We start from the raw sequence: 24,958 nt of genomic DNA, 5'->3' as shown, positions 1-24,958 counted from the left end.
CGGTGTCGGTGGACTTCTTGTAGTCCGCGCCGAGGAGTTCGGCGCGATCCTCGGAAGGGACATCGGCGGGCTTGTCGACATCCTGGGTGTCCGGGGCACGCCATTGACTGGCATTGTTCGGTGGCGTCGGTTCGGCTGCCTGTACGGGCATGCTCAGCGGTATCGCCAGCGCCGTGGCCACTGCCACCGTGATCGGCGCCAGTAACCGCTTTCTCATCAGGACTGTGTGTCTCACTCTTTCCCCCACCTCCATGTGCATGACATATGCAACCTATTCCGGGCCACTTCACAGCGGCTACACGGAGATGATCACGGAAGGGCAACGACTGGTCCGGCCCCTTGAGCACCGTAAGAGGCGCCACCAACGGTGGTGCGGGCCAAGCGAGTTCGCTGGGATGGAGCGGCCAACTGGAGCGCATGAATGTGGCTCCACCCTGTCGGCAGCAGGCAACCATGTCTGCCGGCTGCCGTCGTCGAAAAGGGCGTCTCGTGCGGCGCTTGCGATGGTGGTGAAGACCACGGCATCACGGTCAAGCGCGTAGACGTTCCGGACGGGGGCCGCCGGTCCGCCATGGACCGGCGGCGCGGTGCTCACGTCAGGACGGCGGGCTCCCAGGCGCGGTCGACCACCCGCACCAGCCCCATGTCGGTCAACTTCACCTGCGGGGAGACCGGGAGAGTCATGGTCGAGATGGACATGAACGCGTTCCGGTGCACCCAGCCCCAGCGGTGCAGGGCGTCGCGGATCGCGGCGGCGCCCTGGGACACCTCCTCGGCGGGACGGTCGGACAGGACCCCGGCCACCGGCAGCGGCAAGTGCACCGGCGCATCGCCCGCGGCGATCACGCAGATCCCACCGTGTGAGGCGATGACACGGTTGGCGGCCTCGCGCAGCGCCGCCGACGTCGTGGCGGTCACCGTCAGGTTGTGGCTGTCGTGCGCGTACGTGGTCGCGACCGCTCCGTCGGACAGCTCGAAGCCGACCACCGGAGCCATCGTGCGCCGCCCGCTGCGGTGGTGGCGTTCGAACACCGCCAGTACCGCGGTGCGGCCCTCCCACTGCACGACTCCGTCCCGCACCGGAAGAACGACTTCGGCGGGCTCGGTGAGCGTGTCCACCGGATTGACCCGCAGCGCCCGGAAGACGTGCTCGCCGTCCGGCAGGTCCACCGTCCAGGCACTGCCGTCCGCGTCCAGCGGGTCGAGGTGAACGGAGTCGGCGAAGGGATTGCCGGACAGGTGCGCGGGTGCGCTCTCCTCGACCGGCTCGCCCCCGCAGACGACCATGACCGGCGTGAAGTCGGTCAGATCGCGCAGCAGCACCAGATCCGCACGCCGTCCGGGGGCCACCACTCCGCGGTCGTCGAGGCCCAGGCGGCGGGCCGGGTGCAGGGTCAGCGCGCGGAGCACCGTCAACGGGTCCATGCCGGCGCCGAGAGCGACCCGCGCGATGTGGTCGAGGTGGCCGCGCTCGACGATGGCGTCCGCCGCGAGGTCATCGGTGACCAGGCAGAAGTCCGGCCGCACCGGCAGCTCCGCGAGCCTGCTCACCAACTCCGGGGTGAGGCACTTCTCCTGAAGCATCAGCAGCATGCCGAGCCGGGCCTTCTCGACCGCGACCTCCGGGGAGTTCTTTGTGTGGTCGGAGTCGATGCCCGCCCACAGGTACTCCCCCAGGTCGTCGCCGGAGAGATTCGGACAGTGCCCGTCCAGTCGTACGCCCTTGGCACGCGCCGCCGCGACGATCTCGCGCATCCGGCGACTGCCGTCGACGACGGCCCGGTAGTCCATCACCTCGCCGAGCGTGGTGACACCCTCCCAGTCCAGCATGTCGGCGATGTCGTCGGCGCCGAGCGCGGCACCCGCCGTCTCGAAGCCCTCCAGGGCCGGTACGCACGAGGGCACCGCCCAGTGCATGGACTGCTGGGCGCCACGGCCCTGTTCCATCATCCAGGCCATGGCCTCGCGCCCGGCTACGTTGACGATCTCGTGCGGGTCGGCGAGCACCGTCGTGGTGCCGCGGGGCAGCGTGATCCGCGCGAACTCGCGCGGGGCGAGCAGCGAGCTCTCGATGTGCATGTGCGCGTCGATGTAACCGGGCGCCACCAAAATGCCATCGGCGTCGATGACTTGGCCGGCGTCGATCGGTGTGCCGGGGCGCAGCAGGGCTCGGATCAGGTCGCCGGTGATGGCGACATCGGCAGCGGTCTGTTCCCCGGTGTGTACGGAGACCACGCGGGCTCCGCGGATCAGCAGGTCGCAGTGGCTGGGCGCAGGCATCGACGGTTCTCTCGTTCGGTCGTCGCTTCGGTCAGGAGCGTCGGTCGTCGGGGTTGGTTCGGCAAGGTCAGGGGACGTGTGTGTGTCTGTGTCTGTGTCTGTGTCAGCGGCTCGCGGAGGAGGCTCGATATCTCTCTCGGCGCATGGGTTCGTGGGCGTCGGCGCCGTAGTGGCTCAGCAGGCGGGAGATGAGGAAGGCACGGAAGGCATCGGTGTCGACGCCGGTGGCCACCTTGGCGTTGTGCGGCAGCCCGGTGCGTCCGTGCACATCGGCGATCAACTCGCCCCGGGTGAACTCGCCGCCGCACTCGACCGTCACCCAGGCGTCGGTCCACTCGATCAGGTCCGGCCGTACCGTGGCGGCCACCGCCAGCGCGTCGTGGACCGCGCAGGCGGCGACACCGTGGCGCTGCTCGTACCGGGTGGCGAGGTGGTCGAGCATCCGGCCCGCCGCATCGGTGGCGGGCGCGCCGTCGGCCAGCAGCTGTCCGATGTCGGCCCGGGTCGTCAGTGCCTTGCGGGTCACGTCGAGCCCGACGATCCGCAGCGGCACCCCGGCCTCGGTCACGAACCGGGCGGCCTCGGGGTCGGCGAAGAAGTTGAATTCGGCCGACGGCGTGACATTGCCCGGCGCGAAGGCCGCCCCGCCCATCAGCACGATCTCCTTGATCGACGACGCGGCCTCCGGGTGGGCGTGCAGCAGCGCGGCGATGTTGGTGAGCGGCGCGGTGGCGATCACGGTGGTTCCCGCGGGCCCCCGGTCCCGCAGCTGCGCGGCCAGCCATGCGACGGCGTGCGCCGGGTGCGGCGTACGCGCCGACGGAGGGAGGTGTACGCCACCGAGTCCGCCGTCGCCGTGCACGGGCTCGTCCGGGATACGAACGGCGCGGGCGATGGGGCCCGCATGCCCGCGCACCACGGGCACCCGCGCGTCCACCCCGATCAGATCGCACAGCCGCAGCGCGTTGTCGACGACCTGCCCGATCCCGACGTTCCCGGCGACGGTGGTGATGCCGGTGACCTCGAGCTCGGGCGACGCGAAGGCCAGCAGCAGTGCGACGGCGTCGTCGATACCCGGGTCGCAGTCGATGACGACCGGCTGCGGGCGTGTCACCCGGACACCTCGCGCTGGAAGCGGTCGACCCACTCGTCGTTGTTCTTCACGGCCAGCTTCAGGTCGGGGATGGTGAAGCCGGCCGCCGCGGGGTCACTCGCCGCGTCGCCCACCACGTCGGTGATCTCCGCCGGGATCTTGGCGTCCTTGTTGACCGGCTTGTCGTGGAAGGTCGCCGCGGCCTTCTCCTGGACCTTCGCGGACAGCAGGTAGTTGATGAACTTCTCCGCGCCCGCCTTGTTGTGCGCGCCCTTCACCAGCTGCGCGGTGTTGGAGACCACGTACCGGCCCTTGTCGAGGGGCGCCCAGGCGATCGGCTTGCCCGCCTTGACCGGGTCGATGGCGAACAGGTCGAGCGCCGGGGCCATCTCCACCTCGCCGCGGTCGAGCAGGCTGACGAGTTCGGTGCTGCGGCTGAAGTACTTCAGTACGTTAGGGGAGTTGGCGGCGAGCTTCTTGAACGCCGTGTCGGTGTCCTCGGGACCCGAGCCGTAGGTCGCCCCGGTGGCGTAGAGGAAGGGCACTCCGGCGCTGGTCGAGATGTCGGGGATGGCGATCTTGCCCTTGTGCTCGGCCTTCCAGAGGTCCTTGATCCCGGGCGCCTTGTGGACCTTGTCGGTGCGGTAGAGCATGCCGAGCAGCTGGTACGTGTACGCGGGTGCGTAACCGTCCTTGCCCTTGGCGAAGCCGTGGATGTTCTTGAGGTTGGGGACGGCCGACGGGTCGATTTTGTCGAACAGGCCCTGCTCCTGGCCGCGTTGGGCGAACAGGTCGGAGATCATGGCGACGTCGACCGTCGGGTTGCTACGGTTGATCTTGAGCTTGGTGAGCCGCTCGGCGTTGTCGCCGCTCTCGACCTCGACGTCGATGCCGGTCTCCTTCTCGAACGGCTTGACGATGTTCTTCTCGAACAGGTCGGCGCCGAAGCCGAAGGTGGAGACGGTCAGCTTCTTGGGGTCCTGCTCCCCCGCGGCAGCTCCGGCGCAGCCGGCCAGTGGGAGGACCAGCAGGGTGGCAGCGGTGGTGGTGGCGAGTCGTCTCATGAGGTCGTCAGCTCCTGCTTCGTCCGGGGGAGGTCGATGGTGTGCGCGGCGGGGAGATTCAGACGCACCTGCCGGCCGGTGCGCAGCTCGAAGTCGCTGCTGGTGGCCATGACGGTGCGGCCCTGGGATGCGGCGGTGACGACGCAGTCGGTGCCGCGGAACCGTACTGCGGTGAGCACGGCGTCGACCGTGGTGCCGCCGGGGGGCGTGGGGGATTCGGGGGTGAGCACCTCGACGTGCTCCGGCCGGATGGTGACCGTACGGCCGTCCGGCAGCTCGACGAAGTTCTCGTAACCGAGGAATTCGGCGACGAAGCGGTTGGCGGGGGCGCGGAACACCTCGCGCGGGGCGCCCTGTTGGGCGACCGTGCCCTGATCGAGGATGACCATGTTGTCGGCGAGTTCCAGGGCCTCCTCCTGGTCATGGGTGACCAGGATCGCGGTGAGCCCGGTCTCCTTCTGGATACGGGCGAGTTCCTGGCGCATCTGGACGCGCAGCCGCGCGTCGAGGTTGGACAGGGGCTCGTCGAGGAGGAGTACCGAGGGGCGTACGGCGATGGCGCGGGCCAGTGCGATGCGCTGCTGCTGGCCGCCTGACAGCTGCTTGGGCTTGCGGCCGGCGAGGTGGGACAGGCCGACCAGCTCCAGCGCCTCGCCCGTCCGGGTGCGCAGCTCGCCGTCCGGGATGCCTCGCATCTTCAGTCCGAAGGCGATGTTCTTCTCGACGGTCATGTGCGGGAAGAGGGCGTACGACTGGAAGACCATGCCGATGTTGCGGCGCTCCGGGGGGAGCCTGGTGGCGTCCTCACCTTCCAGCAGGATGCGGCCCGCGGTGGGCTCCAGGAATCCGGCGATCATGCGCAGGGTGGTGGTCTTGCCGCAGCCGCTGGGGCCGAGCAGCGCGGTGAACTCCCCACGGCGTACGGTCAGATCGAGCTCCCGTACCGCTGCCGTGCCCGCGAACTCCCGGGAGACGGCGTCGAGTTGAACCACTGGCGTCATCGTCGTTCTCCTGTCATCTTCCGGTCGTCTTCCTGCCGTTGCGAACTGTCGTTGCGTGCTGTCGTCGCGAACTGTCGTGCGTGCTGCGCTCACCGGCTGAAGACCTTGTTGAATCCGACGAGGCGCTCCGTCAGCAGGGCCGCGCCGACCGTGGCGGCGAGCAGCAGGGTGCTCACCGCGGCCACCATGGGGTCGTAGGAGAACTGGACGTAATTGAGCATCTCGACGGGCAGCGTGGAGATCCCCGGCCCCTTGAGCAGCAGTGACAGCGGGACGTTGTTGAAGGAGGTGAGGAAGGACAGCACGGCCGCCGACACGATGCCGGGCGCCATCACCGGCAGCGTGATCGCGAAGAACGTCCGCAGGGGTCCGGCGCCCAGGCCCCGGGCGGCCTCTTCCAGCGCGGGGTCCGACAGGGCGAGCGAGGCGCCCGTGACACGTACCGCGTAGGGCAGCAGCAGGACGGTGTGGCCGATCAGCAGCGCGCCGAGCGCGGTGATCCGCATGGTCACCATGAGCTGCTGGAACAGCGCGAAGCCCACCACCAGTTCGGGGACGATCGCGGGTGAGAGGAACAACGTCTCGACCACCTTGTGGCCGCGGAACGTGTGCCGCTGCACGGCGAGGGCCACGGGGATGCCCAGTACCAGCGCGAACAGCGTCGCCCCCGCGGCCACCAGCAGACTGGTCAACAGGCCCTGCTGGAACGAGGCGTTGGACAGCGCCTGGTCGAACCAGCGCAGCGAGAATCCGGGCGGCGGGAACTCGACGGTGTCGCCGGAGGAGAAGCCGATGGCGACGACCAGCAGGATGGGCCCGAGCAGAAAGACCATGGCCAGGGCGGACAGGAGGGAGAGAACGGGGCGTCGGCGTATCACGACGTGGCCACCTTCGCCGATATCTTGCCCGAGGCCCAGCCGACCACGAGCACCAGTACGGTCATGATCAGCGCGACGGCGCTGGCCCCGCCCCAGTCCAACTTCACGTTCGCGTAGTCGTAGAGCAGCGTCGCCAGGGTGCGGTTGCGTGAGCCGCCGAGCAGCAGCGGCGTGGTGAAGGCGGTGACCGCTCCGGCGAACACCAGGGTCGCTCCCACCAGTACGCCGGGCAGGGCGAGCGGCAGCACGATCTGCCGGAAGGCCCGGCCGGGGCTCGCACCGAGGCCACGGGCGGCGTCCTCGAGGCCGGGGTCGATGTGCGACAGCGAGCTGTACGAGGTGAGGATCATCAGCGGCATGAACAGCTGAGTGAGACCGGCGACCAGGGCGAACTCCGTGTAGAGCAGCTCAGGCGGGCTGTCGGTGAGTCCGGTCGCGAGGACGGCGTCGCTGATGAGGCCGTTGCGGCCGAGGATGACCAGCCACGAGAAGGTCCGCACCACCGTGCTGAGCAGCAGCGGGAAGACGGCGAGCGCGAGCAGCAGGCCCTGGCGGCTCTTGGGACCACGAGCGATGAGATAGGCCGTCGGGAAGCCGAAGACCAGACACACGAGGGTGACGGTGACGGCCACGCGTACCGTCCGGGCGAGCACGCCCAGCACGTAGCTGTCGGTGAGCATGGCGCCCAGCTTGCCGAGCACGTCGGGGTGGTCGGCGGCGGGCGGCGCGAAGAGCGTCACGACGAAGGGGAACGCGAAGCCGAAGGCCAGCAGGGCCAGGCCGGGCGCGAGCAGCAGCACCGAAGTGGCCTTCCGGGACACCGCCACACCTCCTCTCAGAGATTCCTACAACCGGTTGCTGCAACCGGTTGCAACGACCGGTCGACGTGGACAATACTTTCGTCCGGAACGGGGCGTCAACGCACTCGTGTAAAGATCCCGTTACGCACACACTGGGGGGCGAGATGGTGACGTTGGCAGACGTCGCACGCGCGGCGGGGGTGTCCAAGGCGACCGCGTCACGCGCGCTGAGCAGGCCCGACATGGTCGCGACGGACACGCGCGAGCGGGTGCTGGCCGCTGCCGGGACCATGGGTTTCGAGTTCAACGCGAGCGCCCGGGCGCTGACCACCGGCCGGACCGGCCTGATCGGCGTCCTGGTCCCGAGCCTCGCCAACCCCTACTTCGCCCCGATCGTGACCGGCGTGCAGCGTGCGCTGTCCCAGCACGGCGACAACATCCTGCTCGCCGTCTCCGAGGGTTCACAGAGCAGTGAGCACGAGCTGGCGGGGAAGCTCGCCTCACGCGTCGACGGACTCGTCTTCATAGCGCCGGTGAGCCCGGACTCGGCGATCAGGGGGTTCACTTCGAAGCTGCCGGTCGTCACCGTGGACCGCACCGTGCCCGCGGTACCCGGCGTCCTGGTCGACACCCCCGGCGGCGTCGCGGACATCGTCACGCACCTGGCCGGCCTCGGCCACCGGGCCATCGCCTATGTGGGCGGCCCGGACGGCTCTTGGATGGCCGAGCGGCGTAACAGCGCGGTCGAGGAGGCCGCCCGCCGCTGCGGTGTCGACCTCACCGTGCTCGGTCCCGTCGCCCCCCGGATCGACGCGGGGCTGGCCGTCGCCGAGCGCGTCGCCGCCGAACGGAACGTCACCGCGGTGGTGGCGTACAGCAGTTACCTGCTGCTCGGCCTGCATCTGGGGCTGCGCGACGCCGGCCTGCGGGTCCCCGAGGACATCAGCCTGGCCGCGTCGGACGACCTGACCGCGATCAGCGCGGACCGGCCCGACACCACGGCGCTGCGAGTCCCGCTCGACGAGGCGGGCATCGCGGCGATCCGCCTGCTCCAGGAGGCGAGCCCTCCCAAGCGCGCCCGACGGCTGCGCATCGCCACCGAGTTGATCGTCGGCGGCTCCACCGCTCGCGCCACCAGTTCGGAGGCCCGAGCAGGGGGGCGGGTGGGACAGCGTTCGGGGAGCGGATCTTGACGTAGTCGGGGTCGGTCTTGCTGCTGGGGTCGGGGACGGTGAAGGCCGGTCGGCGAAGCCAAAACCGTAGGTCAGGCACCCTTCGCGGCAGGCTCCAGAATCGCCACGCACTCCACGTGATGCGTCATCGGAAACAGATCACCTTGCGAGGGCACCAAAATAGCCGCAGGTCAGTGGCGGTTCACGGCTCTTTTGGACGGCTCCTCGGTTGCCCAGAGTGTCAAACGAGCGTCACGACCAGCCGGAGCAGCGGCCGGCCGATGGTGAGTTCGTCGGTCATTCGCCGACGTCGACGCCATAGCCGCGAGCAAGGTCGGCCAGGCCATGGTCGTAGCCCTGCCCGACGGCACGCAGTCGCCAGCCCTCTCCTCGGCGGTAGATCTCAGCGAGGATCATCGTGCGCTCGGTGGTGGCGGCGTCGAGGGCGGCCCGGGCGGTCGGGGCCGCGCCGATCCCGCAGGCGGCGGTGATCTCGATGGCTCCGACATCGGAGAAGCTCGCGGCACCGTCGATGGCGGCGGCGATGACGACCTTGTGGATCTCCAGGGGCAGGCGTGCCAGGTCGACGGTGACAGCCTGCTCCGTCGGGCCGTCCGTGGCGAGCCGCACGGTGCCGTCCGGGTGCTCGGGTGCGCCGTAGAAGACGAAGTCCTCGTCCCCTGCCACCTGTTCCCGCGCGTCGACCGCGAAGGCGACGACGTCCACATCGCAGGCGGTCTGCTGACGCCATGTGGCGGCCACCATCCAGGGCGTTCCGGTGTCGGACAGGTCGATGACGGCACCTCGAACCAGTACCTCTGCCGTGTCCGGCCTGTTCCCGGCCAGGCTCTGTGCCGCCGCGGGCGTGGGTACGAGGAGCCAGTCGGCGTCGTGGACGCGGAGGCCGAGGGCGGCGATACGACTCATCCGCCGGTCCGCTTCGCCGCCGGGAAGCACGACGACGTCGGTCACACCGGCCGAGAGGTTGACCGCCGCGGAGGCTCCAAGGGCGACAGCACGAGTGCGTGCCTCGACGGCCTCGTCGTGGGTGCCGCCCAGGACCAGGACCCTGTGCCCGGTGAGCGACTGATCCGCCGTAGCAGTGGATGCGGTCGGTGCGGCGGTGCGCTGGGCCGGGACGTTCGACGCGGGCGTGGGCGCGGGCGGCGCGGTGGCCGCGCTCGCGGGCGTCTCCGCAGCGCGACGCTGCCGGGCGGTGCCCTTGGCCTGGCCGGGCTGCACGCTCTCCAGCAGCCGCAGGTAGATCGGCTCGTCCACGAGGGGGACGCCCTCGTCCGCGGCGCGACGCAGCTTCCCGGATGCGGCGCCGGGGTCGTTGGTGACGACGACGCTCGTCTGGCCGCTGACCGAGGTCACCATGTTCAACCCTGCCGCTACCGAGCGGGCGACCAGTTCCTCACGGGAGACCTGGGTGTCCCCGGTGATGGCGACCTTCATGCCCTGCACCAGGGGCCCGCCCGACTCCAGGCGACCTGGGTTGCGGTACGCGCAGGGCGTCTTGAGGACATACGGCTTGTAGTCCCGGCGGGGCGGGCACTCCAGGAGCGGCAGAGACAGGCCCAGTTGCTCAGCCGCACCCAGCGAGCCGCGCAGAATGCCGGAAAGCACCCGTACGTCGTCCTGCGCGTCGTGGGCCCTCTCCTGACGCACGCCGTAGTGCGCGGCGAGGGTGCCCAGTTTGAGATCAGGCGTCGCGGGCCCGACCAGGCGGTTGAGGGCCAGCGTGCACAGCCGTCTGCCGACCGGGACCCAGGAGCGGACGTGGGCGAACTCGTGGGCCAGGAAGTCGTAGTCGAACTGCGCGTTGTGGGCGACCAGCACCCGACTGGTGAGCAGTGCCTCCACCTGCGGCGCGATCTCCTCGAAGGTGGGCGCTCCTGCGAGACGGGCGGGGGTGAGGCCGTGGATGTGCACCGGGCCGGGGTCGCAGCCCGGGTTGAGGAGGGTGGAGAACTCCCCTGTCTGGTTGCCGTGCGCGTCCAGCGTGAGGATCGCAAGGGACAGGACGCGGTCCCGGCCGGGTCTCAGCCCGGAGGTCTCCACGTCCACGAGCGCCCAGTCGTGGACGTAGTCGGGCAGGGTCGGCCACTTCGGGCTCGACGACAGCAGGACCATATGTGGCTTCCCCCCGGAAACAGCGGCGCGCTCGACCTCTCCGTGATGATGGTCGGCGGGGTACGATTTTCGCACGTATCGGGCGCTGCTCTGGTGGATCTGTGCCGGAGAGCCAGCCGGCAGGCACCGATCGGGAACCTCAACACCCACCACCGCGACAACACACGCGGCACGACCCAGGTACCGCGCGTCCCCGAACTCGACCCGCACGCACGCACTCACTCACGCACTCACGCACTCACGCACTCACGCACTCACGCACTCACGCGAGAGCCTCGCCGTCGTCGGCCGCTCCGGAAGCGGCAAGACCACCCTCGCCCGCTGCCTGGCCGAACCCCACCGGCCCGCGCGGCCGCGCGGCGAGCCCGCACGGGTCACTTCACCGACCGGCCTCCGATGAGGCACGCCGCCATGCCGCATCCCTCAGTAGCCGCAGTCCGTTGAGGCCGACGATGACGGTCGAGCCTTCATGGCCGGCGACGCCGAGCGGCAGCGGCAGAGTGCCCGCGAGGTTCCAGACGACGAGGCCGGTGATGAACACCCCGGCGATGACGAGGTTCTGCACGACCAGTTGCCGGGCGTGCCGCGAGAGGGCGATCACGGTGGGAACGGTGGCGAGTTCGTCGCGGACGATCACCGCGTCGGCGGCTTCCAGCGCCAGGTCGGAGCCGGCCCGGCCCATGGCCACGCCGGTGTGGGCGGCGGCCAGGGCCGGGGCGTCGTTGACGCCGTCCCCGACGACCAGCACCCTGCGGCCGGCGTCCTGAAGCTCCTTGACCTCCCGCACCTTGTGCTGCGGCAGCAGTCCGGCGCGTACGTCCTCGATGCCGACCTCGGCGGCCAGGCGTGCGGCCGCGCGCGGGTTGTCACCGGTCAGCAGCGCCGGGGCGGTTCCGGTGAGGGCCGTCAGGGATACGACGGTCAGGGCAGCGTCCGGGCGCAGGCGGTCGGCGAGGCCCAGGATGCCGACCGGGACGCCGTCGGCGGTGACGAGGACGGCGGTGCGCCCGTCCTCCTCCAATTCGGCGGCCAGGGCCACCGTGTGGGCTGCCCTTGCGTCACTCGCGCCGTCGAGGAGGCGGGCCGGGGAGCCCACTGCGACCACTCGCCCATCGACAGTGGCGGTCACTCCCACGCCGGGCGTGGAGTCGAAGTCCTCGGCGGGCGACAACGACAGGCCGCGCTCGCGGGCCGCGTCCACGACCGCCCGCGCCAGCGGATGCTCGCTGGGGTGCTCGGCGGCCGCCGCGAGCGCCACCAGCTCCCGCTCCTCCAGGCCGGATCCGGGCAGCGGCCGTACGTCGGTGACCCGCGGCACGCCCTCGGTCAGCGTGCCCGTCTTGTCCAGCGCCACGGCGTCGACCTGCCCGAGCCGCTCCATCACCACCGCCGACTTGACCAGCACACCGTGCCGTCCGGCGTTGGCGATCGCCGACAGCAGAGGCGGCATGGTGGCCAGCACGACCGCGCAGGGCGAGGCCACGATCATGAAGGTCATGGCCCGCAGCAGCGCCCCGGTCAGGTCGTCGCCGAAGGCGAGCGGCACGAGGAAGACGGCGAGGGTGGCGGCCACCATGCCGAGCGAGTAGCGCTGTTCGACCTTCTCGATGAACAGCTGGGTGGGCGCCTTGGTCTCGGACGCCTCCTCGACCATGCGGACGATCCGGGCGATCACCGAGTCGGAGGCGTCGCGTTCGACGCGGACGCGCAATGCGCCCGTGCCGTTGACGGTACCCGCGAACACCTCGTCGCCGGGCTCCTTGACGACGGGGAGTGGTTCGCCGGTGATGGTCGCCTGGTCGACCTCGCTCGCCCCGTCCAGCACCCGGCCGTCGGCACCGACGCGCTCGCCCGGCCGTACAAGGATCAGGTCGCCGACCGTCAACTCCTCGACCGGCACCGCCTGGCCGGAGCCGTCCGGGACCAACCGGGTCGCGGTGGGCGGTGCCAGGTCGAGCAGGCCACGCACCGAGTCGGCGGTCCGGGCCGTGGCCAGCGCCTCGAGCGCGCCCGAGGTCGCGAAGATGACGATCAGCAGGGCACCGTCCATCACCTGCCCGATCGCCGCGGCACCGAGGGCCGCGACGACCATCAGCAGATCGACGTCGAGGGTCTTCTCCCGCAGCGCCTTCAGACCCTCCCAGCCCGACTCCCACCCACCGGTGGCGTACGCCAGCGCGTACAGCGACCCCCAGAGCCAGACCGGTGCACCGGTCAACTGCGGCGGCAGCGCGAGCAGGAAGAAGCCGGTGGCCGCGGCGGCCCAGCGCACCTCGGGCAGCGCGAGGGTCCGGGTGCGCCGCCGGGGCACTCCCGTTTCCCGTGCGGACGCGGCCAGGCCGGCCGGAGACGGAGTGAGGGTGGAGGTCATCGGAGTCGGGATCCTTCACAGGGGACGTATCCAGGCATGTGGGCATACGACGGGCGGCCGCATCCCTGACTTCCTCGCACCATACAGGAACACATGAAGACTCGTTCATTTCTTCATAGACGGACGCCCCCAGCTCCGTAGGATGTGAGCCATGGGCCACGGAGCTGACACCAGGACCGCCACCGCACGGGAGCGCCTCGAGACGGTGGGCGCCACCGACGTGGCTGCCACCCTTCAAGCCCTCGCGACCCCGTCCCGGCTGCGCATCCTGGCCCGCCTCCAGGAGGGCCCGTGCGCCGCGACCGAACTCGCCGACGCCGTCGGCATGGAACAATCCGCCTGCTCCCACCAGTTGCGACTCCTGCGCAACCTCGCCCTGGTCACCGGCGAGCGACAGGGACGCTCGGTCATCTACGCGCTGTACGACAACCACGTCGCCGAACTCCTGGAGCAGGCTCTTCATCACGTGGAGCACCTGCGCCTGGGCCTGCGCGACACGCCCACCGTCGCGACCACGACGACAACAGCGGACTGACCCTGCTCAGCCGGCACGCAGGACGGCCACGCGACCCGTCCGACCAGCGGCCGGCAGCATTGATAATGGGATCCATTTTCATATAGCGTGGGGGCTCGCCCATAGAGGAGGACCCCATGGCCGTTCCCAAGCGGAAGATGTCCCGCAGCAACACCCGTCACCGCCGCGCCCAGTGGAAGGCCAGCACGCCGTCACTGGTGCCGGTCACCGTCGACGGCTCCACCTATCTGGTACCGCAACGGCTGGTCAAGGCATACGAGCGCGGGCTGCTGCGCCCCGAGGACTGAGCGGCGATGACGTTCGACCGACTGCCCGTCACCGTCCTGTCCGGATTCCTCGGTGCGGGCAAGACCACCCCGGCCGGCTGCTCCGGGCCCTTCCCCACGATGTGATCCGCGGCAGCCTGGAACGGCATTTCGGCGTCGCCCCGGCCTTCCGGAACCGCCACCGCGTCGCCGTCTTCCGCTCCCTCAACCAGTCACCCGGGTTCCGCGACCGCCAACACCGGGAGGGCCCTAGGCTTGCACCGGCGCAGTCGTCACTTCGACAGCTTTCCGCGGGGCGGGGCCAGGCTGGTGCACAGCCTCCGTCGCTAGTGTGCGGCGCGTCCGTGTGTCTCGTACGGCGAAGCGAGCGGTGTGAGCGATCAGGATCATGCGGAGGGCCGGGGCGGGCTCGCCGACGCGGTGCGCCTCGTCGTGCGGACGCTCGTGTACGTCGTCCTCGGCGGTGTCGCGATCGCCGCGATTGCCATGGTCGCCGAGTTCCTCGGGCCGGCGCTCGCGCTCGACCTCTACACCCCGCCCTTCGCCGCCTGGTGGACGGTCTTCACGGCCGTCGTCGTCCAGGGTGTCCCGTTCCTGTTGCTGGGCACGGTCGTCTCCGCCGCCATCGGCGCCTTGGTGCCCGAGCGCGTCTTCAGCCGGCTGCTGCCGCGCAACCAGGCCCTGGCCGTGCCGGTTGCGGGCGCGGCCGGTGCCATCCTGCCCGGGTGCGAGTGCGCGTCCGTACCGGTGGCCGGGAGCCTGATGCGGCGCGGGGTGGCCCCGGCCGCCGCGCTCGCGTTCCTGCTCTCCGCGCCCGCGATCAACCCGGTCGTCCTGGTCGCCACGTCCATCGCGTTCCCCGGGCAGCCGCTGATGGTGGCGGCTCGGCTCGTCGCCTCCCTCGCCACGGCCGTCGTGATGGGTTGGCTGTGGGCGCGCTTCGGGCGGGAGGAGTGGCTGCGGCTGCCGAAGGCTCCTGAGACCGGATCCGGGACCTCCCGCGCGGGTGCCTTCGCCGCGGGACTGCAGCACGACTTCCTGCACGCCGGGGGGTTCCTCGTGCTCGGCTCGGCGGCGGCGGCGACCTTCAACATCACGGTGCCGCGCTCGGTCCTCGACGTCTTCACGGGATCGGCCTGGCTGTCCATCGCCTTGCTGGCGCTGCTCGCCGTGGTGCTGTGCGTGTGCAGCGAGGCCGACGCGTTCGTGGCCGCCTCGCTCAGCGGGTTCGCACCGACCGCGCGGCTGGCTTTCATGGTGGTCGGGCCGATGGTCGACCTGAAGCTGATCGCGCTCCAGGCGGGGACGTTCGGCCGGGCCTTCGCCTTGAGGTTCTCGTCAGCGACCTGGGTGGTCGCCTTGGTGAGCAGTGTGCTGGTGGGGTGGTGGCTGCTGTGAGGCGGTACGGACCGGCCGTGCTGACGCTGTTGGTGGGCGCCGCCATGCTGCGGATCTCGCTGTTCAGCGTCCTGTATCTGCGGTACGTGCAGTCCGGACTGCGGCCGTATCTGGTCGTCTCGGGGGCGCTGCTGGTGCTGTTGGGTGCGGCGGCGGTGGTGAGGGCCGCGCGGGAGGTGGCGGACGAGGACCAGGACCCGCACGACCACGGGCATGTTCATTCCCACCCGACCGGCCCACGCTTTGCCTGGCTGCTCACGCTCCCCGCCACCGCGCTGCTGCTCTTCCCGCCGCCCGCGCTCGGCTCCTACAGCGCGGCCAGGGAGGAGGCGCAGCGCGCGGCGCAGGGCGTTGGCACGTTCCCGGCGTTGCCGGCCGACGACCCGGTGGACCTGAGCGTCGGCGCCTTCACCTCCCGAGCGATCTACGACAGCGGGCGCTCGCTGCAAGGCCGTACGGTCCGGCTGACCGGCTTCGTCACGCATGGCGACGACGACACGTGGTACATCACCCGGCTTCTGGTCTCCTGCTGCGCGGCCGACGCGACCACGAACAAGGTGCAGGTCCGCGGCGCGGACGCCCCGGCTACGGACACCTGGGTGACGGTCACGGGCACCTGGCACCCCAAGGGCAGGCTGGGCTCGACGGCGGCCTGGCCCCCGCTCCTGGACGCGAGGACGGTCAAGAAGGTCCAAGAGCCGTCGGACCCCTACGAGAAGCGCTGACTCGCTCGACGCGGCCTGGTCCCAGCCAAGCGTGGTGCAGCGCGATGGAGCCGGGGACCGTACGCAGGATCTCCTCGACGGCGGCCCGGCGGGCGTCGGCGTGCAGTCCGGCGACGAGCGCGACCGGCAGCCGCCTCTGGTCCCCGTTCACTGCTTGCTCCGTCCGCGTCCGTAACGCCGCTCGAAGCGCTCGACCCGCCCGGCGGTGTCAAGGACTCGCTGGGTGCCCGTGTAGAAGGGGTGGCTCGCCGAGGAGATCTCCACATCGATGACCGGGTAGGTGTTGCCGTCCTCCCACTCGACGGTCTTGTCGCTGGTGGCCGTCGAGCGGGTGAGGAAGGCGAAGTCGGCAGCCCGGTCGCGGAAGACGACGGGGCCGTAGTCGGGGTGGATTCCGGGCTTCATGGCGGTCAGCGCTCCTCACGGAAGTCGACGTGCCGGGCGACGACCGGGTCGTACTTGCGCAGCGTCAGCCGGTCGGGGTCGTTACGGCGGTTCTTGCGGGTCACGTAGGTGTAGCCGGTGCCGGCGGTGGACCTCAGCTTGATGATCGGGCGCAGTTCGTTTCGGGCCATGAACAGCACCATACAAGATATTGGTTTTCATTTTCATCTAGCTGCTACGGTGCTGCCGTACCACCACCCACGAGAAAGAGGGATCATGTCCGCTCACTGCCAACTCACCCGTCGGCAACCCGGATTCGGAAACCGCATCTCCCACTCGCACCGCCGCAGCAAGCGCCGCTTCGACCCCAACATCCAGCGCAGGCGCTACTGGCTCCCGAGCGAGGGCCGCCACGTCCGCCTCACTCTCTCGGCCAAGGGCATCAAGACGGTCGACACGATCGGCATCGAGGCCGCCGTGGCCCGCATCCGCGCCCAGGGAGGGAAGGTCTGATGGCGAAGAAGAGCAAGATCGCGAAAAACGAGCAGCGGCGCCTGGTCGTGGCCTGCTACGCCGCTCGACGTGCCGCGCTGAAGCTGGTCATCTCGTCTCCCTGGACATCCGACGACGAGCGCACCGCCGCCCAGAAGGAGCTTCGACGGCAGCCCCGCGACGCCAGCGCAACCCGTGTGCGCAACCGTGACGCCGTGGACGGACGCCCCCGCGGCCACCTGCGCACTTTCGGCCTGTCCCGCATCCGCGTACGCGAGATGGCCCATGCGGGCGAGCTTCCTGGCGTGACCAAGAGCAGTTGGTGACCTGCCGCGGCACTGGACACGACAGCGGCGCGGCCCGCATCCTGACCCCGTTTCGAACGCGCCTTTCCCTGACGCTGAACAGGGGGCGGGCGGCCGCGCCGGCTTGTGGCGTTCCGCAACGGGTGGGTACGGCGCGTCCCGCACCCCGGAATGGGCTACTAGGCGGCACCAACGAGGCCGTCGAGCCACGCCTGGTGTCCGTTGAGCATACTCCGGGCGCCTCGTCCTCCTGCACGCCCCGGAGGAGCCGCCGCTCAACACGCTCTTCCTGGTCCAGCGGCCCGGCGCCGACACCAACCCCGCCGTGCTCCGCGTCCGCGACCGGCTCCGGCAGGCGGCCCGGAGTTGGTAGGCGGCCGTCAGCTCACGTGCCGTACTGGAGCCAGTGCACCTGCATCTACGGCGCCTTCTCCTACCTCGTCAACACCAAGCAACTCCCCACGAAGGCGAGCGACTTCAAGGCCAAGCTGATCCTGACCTACCCCAACGACGACGACGCCGTGCTCTTCGGCTACCACCAGATCGTCGACAAGTACGGCTGGAACCGCCTTCGCGAAGTTCATGAACGACCACGCGCCGTCGAGCGCTTCCGCTCCCAGGTCGAGCTCTACTTCGGCCAGGTCAAGGGCGCCGACCCCGGCGACCCCGGCGGAACCCTCGGCCGTACGCCCGGGGCCTTCTGACCACTGCCCACACCATCCGTGAGCGGGTCCGCCGTAGCGACGACGGCGGACCCGCGCCGCGGCATCCCCACTTCGCACTCCACGTGCGTGAGCGCGGCGCAGCCCATCCATGGCGTCGATAAGCGGGATAGCGGATTCGGATCGCGCGGAGGATGGCGACCGGGCGCCTGACGACCCATAGTCGTCCCTACCCGCACGCCGCTGTCCGGACCAGCCGCCGGGGTGCGGCCGTCCCCGGCATGCCGTGCGCCGTCGGCGCCAGTGTCAGGCATGCCCGCTCGCGTACACCGTCCCTGGAGTCGCCATGCCCGGTTCCGTTCCGTCGCCGTCTCTCACTGCGGTCGACGATGCCGCGCCGTCATCTGTCTCCGTATCGGGCCCGGCACATCTGCTGCGCGTGACCCTGCTGATGGCAGGCAGTTGTCTGCCGATCCTGGGAGCGGTGCTCATCGCCCCGGTGCTGCCGAAGATGCAGGACCACTTCGTGTCCGCCCGGGAGCCAAGGCGTTGGTGCCGCTCGCGCTGACCGTTCCGGCGCTGGCACACAGCCGTACGCGATTACCTCCCCGCCCACCCCACCACCGTCGACCCGCGCAAGTATCTCGGGGCGGGCTGCTACGCGGTCACGGCCGAGGTCACGCGCCTGCTGGGCAAGCTCTCGGTCTCCCAGACCACTTGAGACCTTCCCACTGGTGGCAGGGCAGCGGCTCCGCACCGACCACACCCTGCAAGCCCCTGGGCCCTCCGCACACACGACGTCGGGCGCTCGGAGCGTCGAACGAGCGCCGTGGTCGGCAGTGGTCACTCAGGCGTGCTCTTTCGCCACGTCGTAGCTCTCTCGCGCCTTCGCCACCTGGTCCATCCGCTCGTTGGTCCACAGCGCCAGGGCACGGACCTGTTCGGCTGCCTCGCGGCCCAAGTCCGTCAGGGAGTAGTCGACGTGGGGTGGGGTCACCGGCTTGACGTCGCGGTTGACCAGACCGTCCCGCTCCAGGCTCTGCAGGGTCTGCCGGAGCATCTTCTCGCTGACCGGACCGACAGGGATGATGGAGCGGCGTAGTTCGGCGAAGCGGTGCGGGCGCTCCAGCAGCCGGATCAGTACGAGGACACCCCAGCGGCTGGTGACGTGCTCCATGGTCAGGCGCTGAGGGCACAGGACCTTGGCGCCGACGCCGCCGGCCACCATGCCGTCCGCCGCGGCACTAACAGCCATATCCGTACCGTACTTCAAAGTACGTACTCACGCAGAGTGACTACAACTCCTAGGGTTGGCGCCAGATCCCTTCACGAGGAGTTGTCTGAAACATGAGCATTGTCGTGACCGGAGCCACCGGGAAACTCGGCCGTTCTGTTGTCCAGGGCCTGCTGGAGAAGGTCCCCGCCGACCAGATCACCGCTGTCGTGCGGAGCAAGGAGAAGGGCGCCGACTTCGAGGCCCTCGGTGTGCGGGTCGCGATAGCCGACTACAACGCGCCCGAGACCTTCGACGGCCTCTTCTCGGCGGGTGACAAGGTCCTCTTGATCTCCAGCAGTGAGATGACCCAGGACCGTGTGGCGCAGCACAAGGTCGTCATCGATGCCGCCCGGGCTTCCGGGGTCGCGCTGCTCGCCTACACCAGCGCCACCGGCTCCCACGACGCTCCGCTCGCCGAAGCGCACCGCGGGACGGAGAAGGTGCTGATGGAGTCCGGGCTGCCGTACGTCCTGCTGCGCAACAACTGGTACAGCGAGATCTTCGTCGACGGGCTGGAGAGGGTGATCGAACGCGGTGTGATCGTCCGGGCCGCCGGAGAGGGCCGTATCGCGTCCGCCACTCGCGCCGACTACGCGGCCGGTGCTGTAGCGGTGCTCACCGGGGAGGGCCATGAGAACAAGACGTACGAGCTGAGCGGAGACCACGCCTGGAACTTCGCCGAGTTCGCCACTGAGCTGGGCAGGCAGACCGGCAAGGAGATCGTCTACACACCGGTCGGCGTCGAGGCGTACATCGACCTGATGACCGGCGCGGGGATGCCCGAGCTGTACGCCGAGATCCTCGCAGGCGCGGAGGCGTCCTTCGCCAAGGGCGAGCTGGCCGGGACGAACGGCGACCTGTCCCGGCTGACCGGACGCCCGACCACGCCGATCGCCGACACCATCGCGGCCGCCCTCAACCAGAGCTGACCTGAGGTGGTGAAGGGATCGTTCGCTGTGACCACGCGTATCACCACACCCTTCACGGTCGATTCCACGGCCGCCGATGTCATGGCCGGCGTCAGCCTGACCGGGCGCCGGGCGATCGTCACCGGTGGATCGTCCGGCATCGGTGTCGAGACCGCCCGCGCGATGGCCGCCGCCGGCGCGGAAGTGACCCTGGCCGTGCGCGACCTCGCCGCCGGGAGAAGCGCGGCAGAGGACATCATCACCCGCACGTGCTGTCCGGACCGCAGTGCGGGGGCGCCCTTTCCCCCGGACACGTCTTCCTAGGAACAGACGACCCACCTTCCCCGCCGCGCTGCCGGCCGAGAGCGGGGACCATGGAGTACATGGCAAGCAACGTCGATCTCAGCCAGTTCCTGCGCCGCTGCCGTGCCCGTATCGCTCCCGAGTCGGTGGGCCTGCCGGAAGGCGGGGCCTACCGGCGCGTGCCGGGCCTGCGGCGTGAGGAGGTCGCGCAACTGGCCGGGGTCAGCACGGACTACTACACACGGCTGGAGCAAGGACGGAACATCACGCCGTCGGACAGCGTGCTGAACGCCATCGGCGAGGCGCTGCGCTTGGACGACGCTGAACGCGCCCACCTCTTCGACCTGGCCAAACCCAGACCCGTCAAGACCCGCGGCCGCGCCCCCGCCGTGCAAAAGGCCCGGGCCGGCTTGCTGCGGTTCCTTGATTCCTTCGACAACCACGCCGGATTCGTCCTCGGCCGCCGCGGCGACGTGCTCGCGACCAACCATCTGTGCCGGGCACTGCTGGCCGACTTCGACGCCATGCCCTACCGGGAACGTAACCTCACTCGCTGGATCGTCCTGGCACCCGAGGCACGGGACCTGTACGCGGACTGGGAAAAGATCGCAGCGGAGATGACAGCGATCCTGCGGCTGGACGCCGGCCGACACCCGACGACACCCGAACCGCCGAGCTGGTCGGCGAACTCACCATGAAGAGCGAGCACTTCCGTCACTGGTGGGACGACCACAAGGTCCTCAACCGCACCTTCGGCCAGAAACGCTTCCGCCATCCCCTGGTCGGCCCGCTGACCATCGACTACCAGGCGTTCACCATGCCGGGTGAGGACGACCAGACCCTGTTCCTCTACATGCCCGCCCCGGACCAGACCTCGCAGGAAGCATGGCGGCTGCTGGCCAGTTGGAACGCCGACCACGCCACCGCACGGCCACAGCCCGCCCACCCCGACCCGTCCCCCACACCAAGGAGCACCTCGTGAACGGGACCCCCACCGAGCGTCCGCTCGCGCTGGTGACCGGAGCCTCTTCCGGCATCGGCTACGAACTCGCCCTGCTGTTCGCCATCAACGGCTTCGACCTGGTGGCCACCGGCCGCAGCGAGAACACCGATCAGGCAGCCACCGACCTCGCCCGGCACGGCGTCGAGGTCACCGCCGTACGCGCCGACCTCGCCCAGGCCGACGGCGTGGAAACCGTATGGCAAGCGGTGGAGAAGACCGGCCGCCCCCTCGACGCGGCAGTCCTGAACGCCGGACGCAGCATCGGCGGCGCCTTCCTCGACACCGACCTCGACGACGAACTCAGCCTGATCGACCTCAACGTCACCTCCGTGGTCCACCTGGCCAAGCACGTCGCCCGCCACATGGCCGCCAACCGGCGCGGCCGCATCCTCATCACGTCGTCCCTCTCCGCCACCCTGCCCACCCCCTACGAGACCGTCTACGGACCCTCACGCGCCTTCACCCGCATGTTCGCCCTCGGCCTGCGCGAAGAACTCAAAGAACACGGCGTCACCGTCACCACCCTCATGCCCGGCGCCACCGACAGCGACTTCCACGCCCGCACCGGCATGAAGAAGAACAGCCGCAAGGACGTCGCCCGCCAGGGCTTCCTGGCCATGATGGACGGACGGGCCGAAGTCGTCGGAGGCGACGCCGCCACCCGGCGCACCGCCCTCAAGCACCGCCTCATGCCAGAAACGCTCAAGGCGTCCCGACACGCCCGCATGGCCAAACCCCGAGACTGATCAGGCCAGAGGCCATCTGCGGCTCCGCTGGGGCGAGTTCGGATGCCCGGAGCGTCGAACGAGCGTGAACGACCAGCCAGAGCAAACTCGGCCGGACCGGTGGCGGCACCGTCCCTCGGTTACGAGAGTGTGGCGTTCCGCCCCCGCCGGGTCCTCCGGGCCGGGGTCAGGGCGCGGTCGTGTCGAAGTGCGGCTTCTCCCGCAGCAGTGCGCTCAGATCGTGGCCGGGCCCGATCTCCGACGGCTGCGCACCACGCCGGAAGACGACGCCGCCCGCCTCGATTCCGCCCAGCGTCAGCCGGTCCGCCTCCCTCCGCAGCCAGGTCCCCTCGCGCAGGCCCACCACCGGCACGTCGTTCTCCTCCAGGAACTGCTCCAGCCGCTGCGCCCGGGTCTCGCCCATGTGGGCGGTGTCCGGCCGGGCGTCCAGGTAGTGCGGGTTGATCTGGAACGGCAGCAGGCCCAGCGCCTCGAACGACGGCGGCTGGACGATCGGCATGTCATTGGTGGTGCGCAGCGTGGGACAGGCCATGTTGGTGCCCGCGCTCGACCCCATGTAGAGCGCGCCGGCGGTGACCCGTTCCCGGATCGCCCGCACCATGTCCTGCTCGTGCAGCGCCTTGAGCAGCCGGAAGCTGTTGCCTCCACCGACGAACACCGCCTGCGCTCCCCGTATCAGCTCGGCCGGGTCCGGCGCGGTGTGGGCGCCGGTCACCTCAACTCCCAGGGGCGCGAGGGCCTCGGCCACCTGCGCGGTGTAGCCGTCCCGGTCGGCCAGGGCATACGGCACGAAGACCAGGTGGCGCGCCCCGTCGAGCGCGGCGCCGATCTCCTCCCGCGCGTGGTCCAGGTAACCGCGTCCAGGCGCGGTGGAGTTCGAGAGCAGCAGCAGTCGCATGATGGCCTTTCCTGGCGGTGGCTCGTGGATTGCGGTGGACGCCGACCGTACGGCCCCTTCGGAGCGGACCCTTTCAGAGCCTGCCCGCCGGCCCGGCCCGCCGTGGCCGCAGGGGCGTCAGCAGCTTGCCGAGGTCCGTCGCCGCCTGGAGCAAGGGGGCGACGAGTTCCGCCTTGCGGGCCCGGAATGTGTCGAGGGGAGCGGCCACGGACAGTGTGCCCACCGGTCGCCTGCCCACCATGACAGGGGCCGCGAGCGCCGCGGTTTCCGGGTCGTACTCGCCTTCGGAGTACGCGTAACCGTTGCGCCGCACTTCGGCGAAGCGCTCCTCCAGCAGGGCGGGATCGGTCAGCGTGCGGTCGCTGAACCGGGCCATCGGGCGACCGTACAGCAGTGCGGCCCGGTCGCCCGGCGCGAGCATACCGAAGTAGGCGCGCGAGGTGGCTCCGGCGTGCGCCGGGTACAGCTCGCCCTCGAGACCGTAGAAGCGCAGGGGGCCGGTCGCCCCGTCCACCGCCGTGACGCAGCGCATGTGCACCCCGTCGGGTACGGCGAACAGCGCGCTGACCCCCACCGCGTCCGTCATGGCCCGCAAGGTGGGCCGGACCAGGCTGGCCAGCCCGCCGTCCCGCTCCCACACCCGCGCCAGGTGCCAGACGGCGGGACCGAGCCGGTACCGGCGGGAGCGGGCGTCGGAGACCAGGAAGCCCCGGTAGGCGAGCGCGGCCAGCAGCCGCTGCGCCACCGATTTGTCCAGGCCGAACTCCGTCGCGACATCGGTGACCCCCCATTCGGGGCGCTCACGGTCGAAGGAGAGCAGGAGGCTCAGGACTCGGTCGGCGGTCTGCAGCGGAGGGGGCGTCGCTGTTACCGGTGTTACCGGGGTGCTGTCAGTCATGGCCAAAGCGTAAACAATCCCGCATATCGAGAAAATATTGCGCTCTGCGCTCGGGGAGGCGGATGGTGAGCCACGTTGGCGTGAATCCACCGCGCCGGACCCGGTACGGGACAACCCCGTAGGGCGCGGTTCCGTCCGGCCTGTACGGCGAGATCGCGTACGGGACCGGGTACGGCCCGGTCCCGTACGGCTGATCCCGTACGAGAAGCCCCACCCGGGACCTCGCGCACAGGACCGCCGACGGCCGCACGGAACGACGCCTCTTCCACGCGGCCACCCGCACCCGCCGCCCGTCCGGTCAGGCCGCCGCACCGGCCGACCCCGTCGTGAGAGGCCCTCTCTTGCTGAAGCACGTCCTTGAGATCATCGAACTTCTCGACCGTCCGCAGACCAGTGGGGAACTGCTGGCCGAGCATCTGCGGGCCGTCCAGGCCGCCGCGGGTGCCGACGCGCGGACAGCGCCGCAGGTCGAGGTGCGCACGGTCACTGGTGAAAAGGGCAGTACGGACTTCGTGTCCGTCACCGTCCCCGGCCGAAACGGACGGCTCGGCGGCGGTGACGCACCGACCCTCGGCATCCTCGGCCGGCTCGGCGGAGTGGGCGCGCGCCCGGAACGTATCGGCCTGGTCTCCGACGCCGACGGCGCGGTGGCGGCGCTGGCCGCTGCCGCCAAGCTGCTCGACATGCACGCCCGCGGTGACGTTCTGGACGGCGATGTGACGGTCTCCACACATGTGTGCGGGTGGGCCCCGACCCGTCCGCACGATCCCGTACCTTTCATGGATTCCCCGGTGGACACCCTGACCTGCAACCGGGAGGAGATCTCGTCCGAGATGGACGCGGTCGTCTCCATCGACACCACCAAGGGCAACCGGCTGCTCAGCCATCGGGGGATCGCTCTGTCACCTACCATCTGCCAGGGCTGGATCCTGCGGGTCAGCGAGGACCTGCTGTCCGTCCTGGAGAGCGTGACGGGGGAGCCCGCGCGGGTCCTGCCCGTGACCACACAGGACATCACCCCGTACGGCAACGGGGTGCACCACATCAACTCCATCCTCCAGCCCGCCGTCGCCACCGACGCCCCGGTGGTCGGCCTCGCGATCACCGCCGGTACGGCGGTGGCCGGGTGCGCCACCGGGGCCAGCCACGAGGGCGACATCGCGGCGGCGGCCCGGTTCGCGATCGAGACGGCGAAGGAGTTCGGCCGCGGGGGCGCCCGGTTCCTCGACCCGGACGAGTTCGCGCGCCTGGTGGAGCTCTACGGGCCGATGACCCGACTGCAGGCGGCCCCGGAGGAGACACCGGCCCCGGTCCCGGCGGGATGACCTCACCGGATCACCACCGGGGCGCCGCCCCGCCGCATC

At 70.2% G+C, this 24,958-nt stretch carries 25 protein-coding genes and 6 pseudogenes; 16 read left to right on the top strand and 15 right to left on the bottom strand.

Annotated elements, in window-relative coordinates; all coding sequences use genetic code 11:
- The 7 genes from AB0H86_RS31120 to AB0H86_RS31090 form a co-directional block, all read right to left on the bottom strand.
- Positions 1 to 217: hypothetical protein (locus AB0H86_RS31120; RefSeq protein ID WP_362446116.1), on the bottom strand; the 217-nt coding region annotated here is incomplete at its 3' end.
- 374 nt (positions 218 to 591) lie between these two features.
- Positions 592 to 2,280 carry an adenine deaminase C-terminal domain-containing protein gene (locus AB0H86_RS31115; RefSeq protein ID WP_362446113.1) on the bottom strand — a complete coding sequence of 563 codons (1,689 nt, stop codon included), beginning with the start codon at positions 2,278 to 2,280 and terminating at the stop codon, positions 592 to 594.
- 103 nt (positions 2,281 to 2,383) lie between these two features.
- Positions 2,384 to 3,394, bottom strand: coding sequence for a nucleoside hydrolase (locus AB0H86_RS31110; RefSeq protein ID WP_362446110.1), 1,011 nt, complete (start codon positions 3,392 to 3,394; stop codon positions 2,384 to 2,386).
- The gene (locus tag AB0H86_RS31105; RefSeq protein ID WP_362446107.1) at positions 3,391 to 4,437 is read right to left on the bottom strand and encodes an ABC transporter substrate-binding protein; all 1,047 of its coding nucleotides are present in this window, start codon (positions 4,435 to 4,437) and stop codon (positions 3,391 to 3,393) included. Before AB0H86_RS31105 ends, AB0H86_RS31110 begins: the two co-directional genes overlap by 4 nt.
- Positions 4,434 to 5,438, bottom strand: coding sequence for an ABC transporter ATP-binding protein (locus tag AB0H86_RS31100; RefSeq protein ID WP_362446104.1), 1,005 nt, complete (start codon positions 5,436 to 5,438; stop codon positions 4,434 to 4,436). Before AB0H86_RS31100 ends, AB0H86_RS31105 begins: the two co-directional genes overlap by 4 nt.
- A gap of 89 nt (positions 5,439 to 5,527) precedes the next feature.
- The gene (locus AB0H86_RS31095) at positions 5,528 to 6,316 is read right to left on the bottom strand and encodes an ABC transporter permease (protein ID WP_362446101.1); all 789 of its coding nucleotides are present in this window, start codon (positions 6,314 to 6,316) and stop codon (positions 5,528 to 5,530) included.
- Entirely contained in the window at positions 6,313 to 7,137 is an 825-nt protein-coding gene (locus tag AB0H86_RS31090) for an ABC transporter permease (protein ID WP_362446098.1), read from the bottom strand. The genes AB0H86_RS31095 and AB0H86_RS31090 overlap by 4 nt, the downstream gene beginning before the upstream one ends.
- 143 nt (positions 7,138 to 7,280) lie before the next feature.
- Here AB0H86_RS31090 and AB0H86_RS31085 point away from each other — a divergent pair, with 143 nt between their 5' ends.
- The gene (locus tag AB0H86_RS31085) at positions 7,281 to 8,309 is read left to right on the top strand and encodes a LacI family DNA-binding transcriptional regulator (RefSeq protein ID WP_362446095.1); all 1,029 of its coding nucleotides are present in this window, start codon (positions 7,281 to 7,283) and stop codon (positions 8,307 to 8,309) included.
- Between the two features lie 276 nt (positions 8,310 to 8,585).
- On the opposite strand, the gene AB0H86_RS31080 is transcribed toward AB0H86_RS31085, so the two are convergent.
- Together AB0H86_RS31080 and AB0H86_RS31075 are read right to left on the bottom strand one after the other, a co-directional pair.
- Positions 8,586 to 10,424: a TerD family protein gene (locus tag AB0H86_RS31080; protein ID WP_362446092.1), complete on the bottom strand. Its 1,839-nt coding sequence runs from the start codon at positions 10,422 to 10,424 to the stop codon at positions 8,586 to 8,588.
- 379 nt (positions 10,425 to 10,803) lie between these two features.
- Positions 10,804 to 12,795 (bottom strand): heavy metal translocating P-type ATPase, encoded by a 1,992-nt coding sequence (locus AB0H86_RS31075; protein ID WP_362446089.1) that lies wholly within the window; start codon positions 12,793 to 12,795, stop codon positions 10,804 to 10,806.
- Between the two features lie 151 nt (positions 12,796 to 12,946).
- Between AB0H86_RS31075 and AB0H86_RS31070 the strand changes: the two genes are divergently transcribed.
- The 5 genes and pseudogenes from AB0H86_RS31070 (at position 12,947) to AB0H86_RS31050 (ending at position 15,719) form a co-directional block, all read left to right on the top strand.
- Positions 12,947 to 13,330 carry a metalloregulator ArsR/SmtB family transcription factor gene (locus AB0H86_RS31070; RefSeq protein ID WP_362446086.1) on the top strand — a complete coding sequence of 128 codons (384 nt, stop codon included), beginning with the start codon at positions 12,947 to 12,949 and terminating at the stop codon, positions 13,328 to 13,330.
- Positions 13,331 to 13,446: 116 nt separating this feature from the next.
- On the top strand, positions 13,447 to 13,617 hold the full coding sequence (gene rpmF / locus AB0H86_RS31065; protein WP_362446083.1) for a 50S ribosomal protein L32: 171 nt from the start codon (positions 13,447 to 13,449) through the stop codon (positions 13,615 to 13,617).
- A 71-nt stretch (positions 13,618 to 13,688) separates the two neighbouring features.
- Positions 13,689 to 13,793: pseudogene (locus tag AB0H86_RS31060) on the top strand (hypothetical protein); the annotation flags it as partial.
- A 175-nt stretch (positions 13,794 to 13,968) separates the two neighbouring features.
- Complete coding sequence (locus tag AB0H86_RS31055) at positions 13,969 to 14,994, top strand: permease (RefSeq protein ID WP_362446080.1); 1,026 nt, start codon at positions 13,969 to 13,971, stop codon at positions 14,992 to 14,994.
- Positions 14,991 to 15,719: a TIGR03943 family protein gene (locus AB0H86_RS31050; protein WP_362446154.1), complete on the top strand. Its 729-nt coding sequence runs from the start codon at positions 14,991 to 14,993 to the stop codon at positions 15,717 to 15,719. The genes AB0H86_RS31055 and AB0H86_RS31050 overlap by 4 nt, the downstream gene beginning before the upstream one ends.
- A 31-nt stretch (positions 15,720 to 15,750) precedes the next feature.
- Here AB0H86_RS31050 and AB0H86_RS31045 read toward each other — a convergent pair.
- The 3 genes and pseudogenes from AB0H86_RS31045 to rpmG all read right to left on the bottom strand — a co-directional run.
- Positions 15,751 to 15,870, bottom strand: a pseudogene (locus AB0H86_RS31045) (cobalamin biosynthesis protein CobW); the annotation flags it as partial.
- Positions 15,867 to 16,124, bottom strand: coding sequence for a type B 50S ribosomal protein L31 (locus AB0H86_RS31040; protein WP_362446077.1), 258 nt, complete (start codon positions 16,122 to 16,124; stop codon positions 15,867 to 15,869). The gene AB0H86_RS31040 and the pseudogene AB0H86_RS31045, both read right to left, overlap by 4 nt.
- Positions 16,125 to 16,129: 5 nt before the next feature.
- Positions 16,130 to 16,294 (bottom strand): 50S ribosomal protein L33, encoded by a 165-nt coding sequence (gene rpmG, locus AB0H86_RS31035; protein WP_161297569.1) that lies wholly within the window; start codon positions 16,292 to 16,294, stop codon positions 16,130 to 16,132.
- Positions 16,295 to 16,379: 85 nt separating this feature from the next.
- Between rpmG and rpmB the strand changes: the two genes are divergently transcribed.
- The 5 genes and pseudogenes from rpmB to AB0H86_RS31010 all read left to right on the top strand — a co-directional run.
- Entirely contained in the window at positions 16,380 to 16,616 is a 237-nt protein-coding gene (gene rpmB, locus AB0H86_RS31030; protein ID WP_362446074.1) for a 50S ribosomal protein L28, read from the top strand.
- The gene (gene rpsN, locus AB0H86_RS31025; protein ID WP_362446071.1) at positions 16,616 to 16,921 is read left to right on the top strand and encodes a 30S ribosomal protein S14; all 306 of its coding nucleotides are present in this window, start codon (positions 16,616 to 16,618) and stop codon (positions 16,919 to 16,921) included. The genes rpmB and rpsN overlap by 1 nt, the downstream gene beginning before the upstream one ends.
- A 211-nt stretch (positions 16,922 to 17,132) precedes the next feature.
- Positions 17,133 to 17,273 (top strand): annotated as a pseudogene (locus AB0H86_RS31020) (LysR family transcriptional regulator); the annotation flags it as partial.
- A gap of 16 nt (positions 17,274 to 17,289) precedes the next feature.
- The gene (locus AB0H86_RS31015; RefSeq protein WP_362446067.1) at positions 17,290 to 17,604 is read left to right on the top strand and encodes a hypothetical protein; all 315 of its coding nucleotides are present in this window, start codon (positions 17,290 to 17,292) and stop codon (positions 17,602 to 17,604) included.
- A 304-nt stretch (positions 17,605 to 17,908) separates the two neighbouring features.
- Positions 17,909 to 18,144 (top strand): annotated as a pseudogene (locus tag AB0H86_RS31010) (MFS transporter); the annotation flags it as partial.
- A 265-nt stretch (positions 18,145 to 18,409) separates the two neighbouring features.
- On the opposite strand, the gene AB0H86_RS31005 reads toward AB0H86_RS31010, so the two are convergent.
- A complete protein-coding gene (locus AB0H86_RS31005) occupies positions 18,410 to 18,817 on the bottom strand; it encodes a helix-turn-helix domain-containing protein (protein ID WP_362446064.1) in 408 nt (135 codons plus the stop codon).
- 92 nt (positions 18,818 to 18,909) lie between these two features.
- On the opposite strand from AB0H86_RS31005, the gene AB0H86_RS31000 reads away from it, so the two are divergent.
- The 4 genes and pseudogenes from AB0H86_RS31000 (at position 18,910) to AB0H86_RS30985 (ending at position 21,798) form a co-directional block, all read left to right on the top strand.
- Positions 18,910 to 19,767, top strand: a complete 858-nt coding sequence (locus tag AB0H86_RS31000) for an SDR family oxidoreductase (protein ID WP_362446061.1) — start codon at positions 18,910 to 18,912, stop codon at positions 19,765 to 19,767.
- Between the two features lie 81 nt (positions 19,768 to 19,848).
- Positions 19,849 to 20,004: pseudogene (locus AB0H86_RS30995) on the top strand (SDR family NAD(P)-dependent oxidoreductase); the annotation flags it as partial.
- Between the two features lie 116 nt (positions 20,005 to 20,120).
- Positions 20,121 to 21,031, top strand: a pseudogene (locus AB0H86_RS30990) (helix-turn-helix transcriptional regulator).
- The gene (locus AB0H86_RS30985; protein WP_362446058.1) at positions 21,028 to 21,798 is read left to right on the top strand and encodes an SDR family NAD(P)-dependent oxidoreductase; all 771 of its coding nucleotides are present in this window, start codon (positions 21,028 to 21,030) and stop codon (positions 21,796 to 21,798) included. The pseudogene AB0H86_RS30990 and the gene AB0H86_RS30985 overlap by 4 nt, the downstream one beginning before the upstream one ends.
- A gap of 166 nt (positions 21,799 to 21,964) precedes the next feature.
- Here AB0H86_RS30985 and pepE read toward each other — a convergent pair whose 3' ends face one another.
- Both pepE and AB0H86_RS30975 read right to left on the bottom strand, forming a co-directional pair.
- Positions 21,965 to 22,696 carry a dipeptidase PepE gene (gene pepE / locus AB0H86_RS30980; protein ID WP_362446055.1) on the bottom strand — a complete coding sequence of 244 codons (732 nt, stop codon included), beginning with the start codon at positions 22,694 to 22,696 and terminating at the stop codon, positions 21,965 to 21,967.
- 73 nt (positions 22,697 to 22,769) lie between these two features.
- Positions 22,770 to 23,594 carry an IclR family transcriptional regulator gene (locus AB0H86_RS30975; protein ID WP_362446052.1) on the bottom strand — a complete coding sequence of 275 codons (825 nt, stop codon included), beginning with the start codon at positions 23,592 to 23,594 and terminating at the stop codon, positions 22,770 to 22,772.
- Positions 23,595 to 23,935: 341 nt separating this feature from the next.
- Between AB0H86_RS30975 and AB0H86_RS30970 the strand changes: the two genes are divergently transcribed.
- Positions 23,936 to 24,919, top strand: coding sequence for a DUF1177 domain-containing protein (locus tag AB0H86_RS30970; protein WP_362446049.1), 984 nt, complete (start codon positions 23,936 to 23,938; stop codon positions 24,917 to 24,919).
- Positions 24,920 to 24,958: the final 39 nt, after the last annotated feature.

The organism is Streptomyces sp. NPDC050997 (genome assembly GCF_040660135.1).
Lineage (GTDB): Bacteria > Actinomycetota > Actinomycetes > Streptomycetales > Streptomycetaceae > Streptomyces.
Note: the sequence above shows the minus strand (reverse complement) of the source record. Positions and strands in the feature narration are given on the sequence as shown.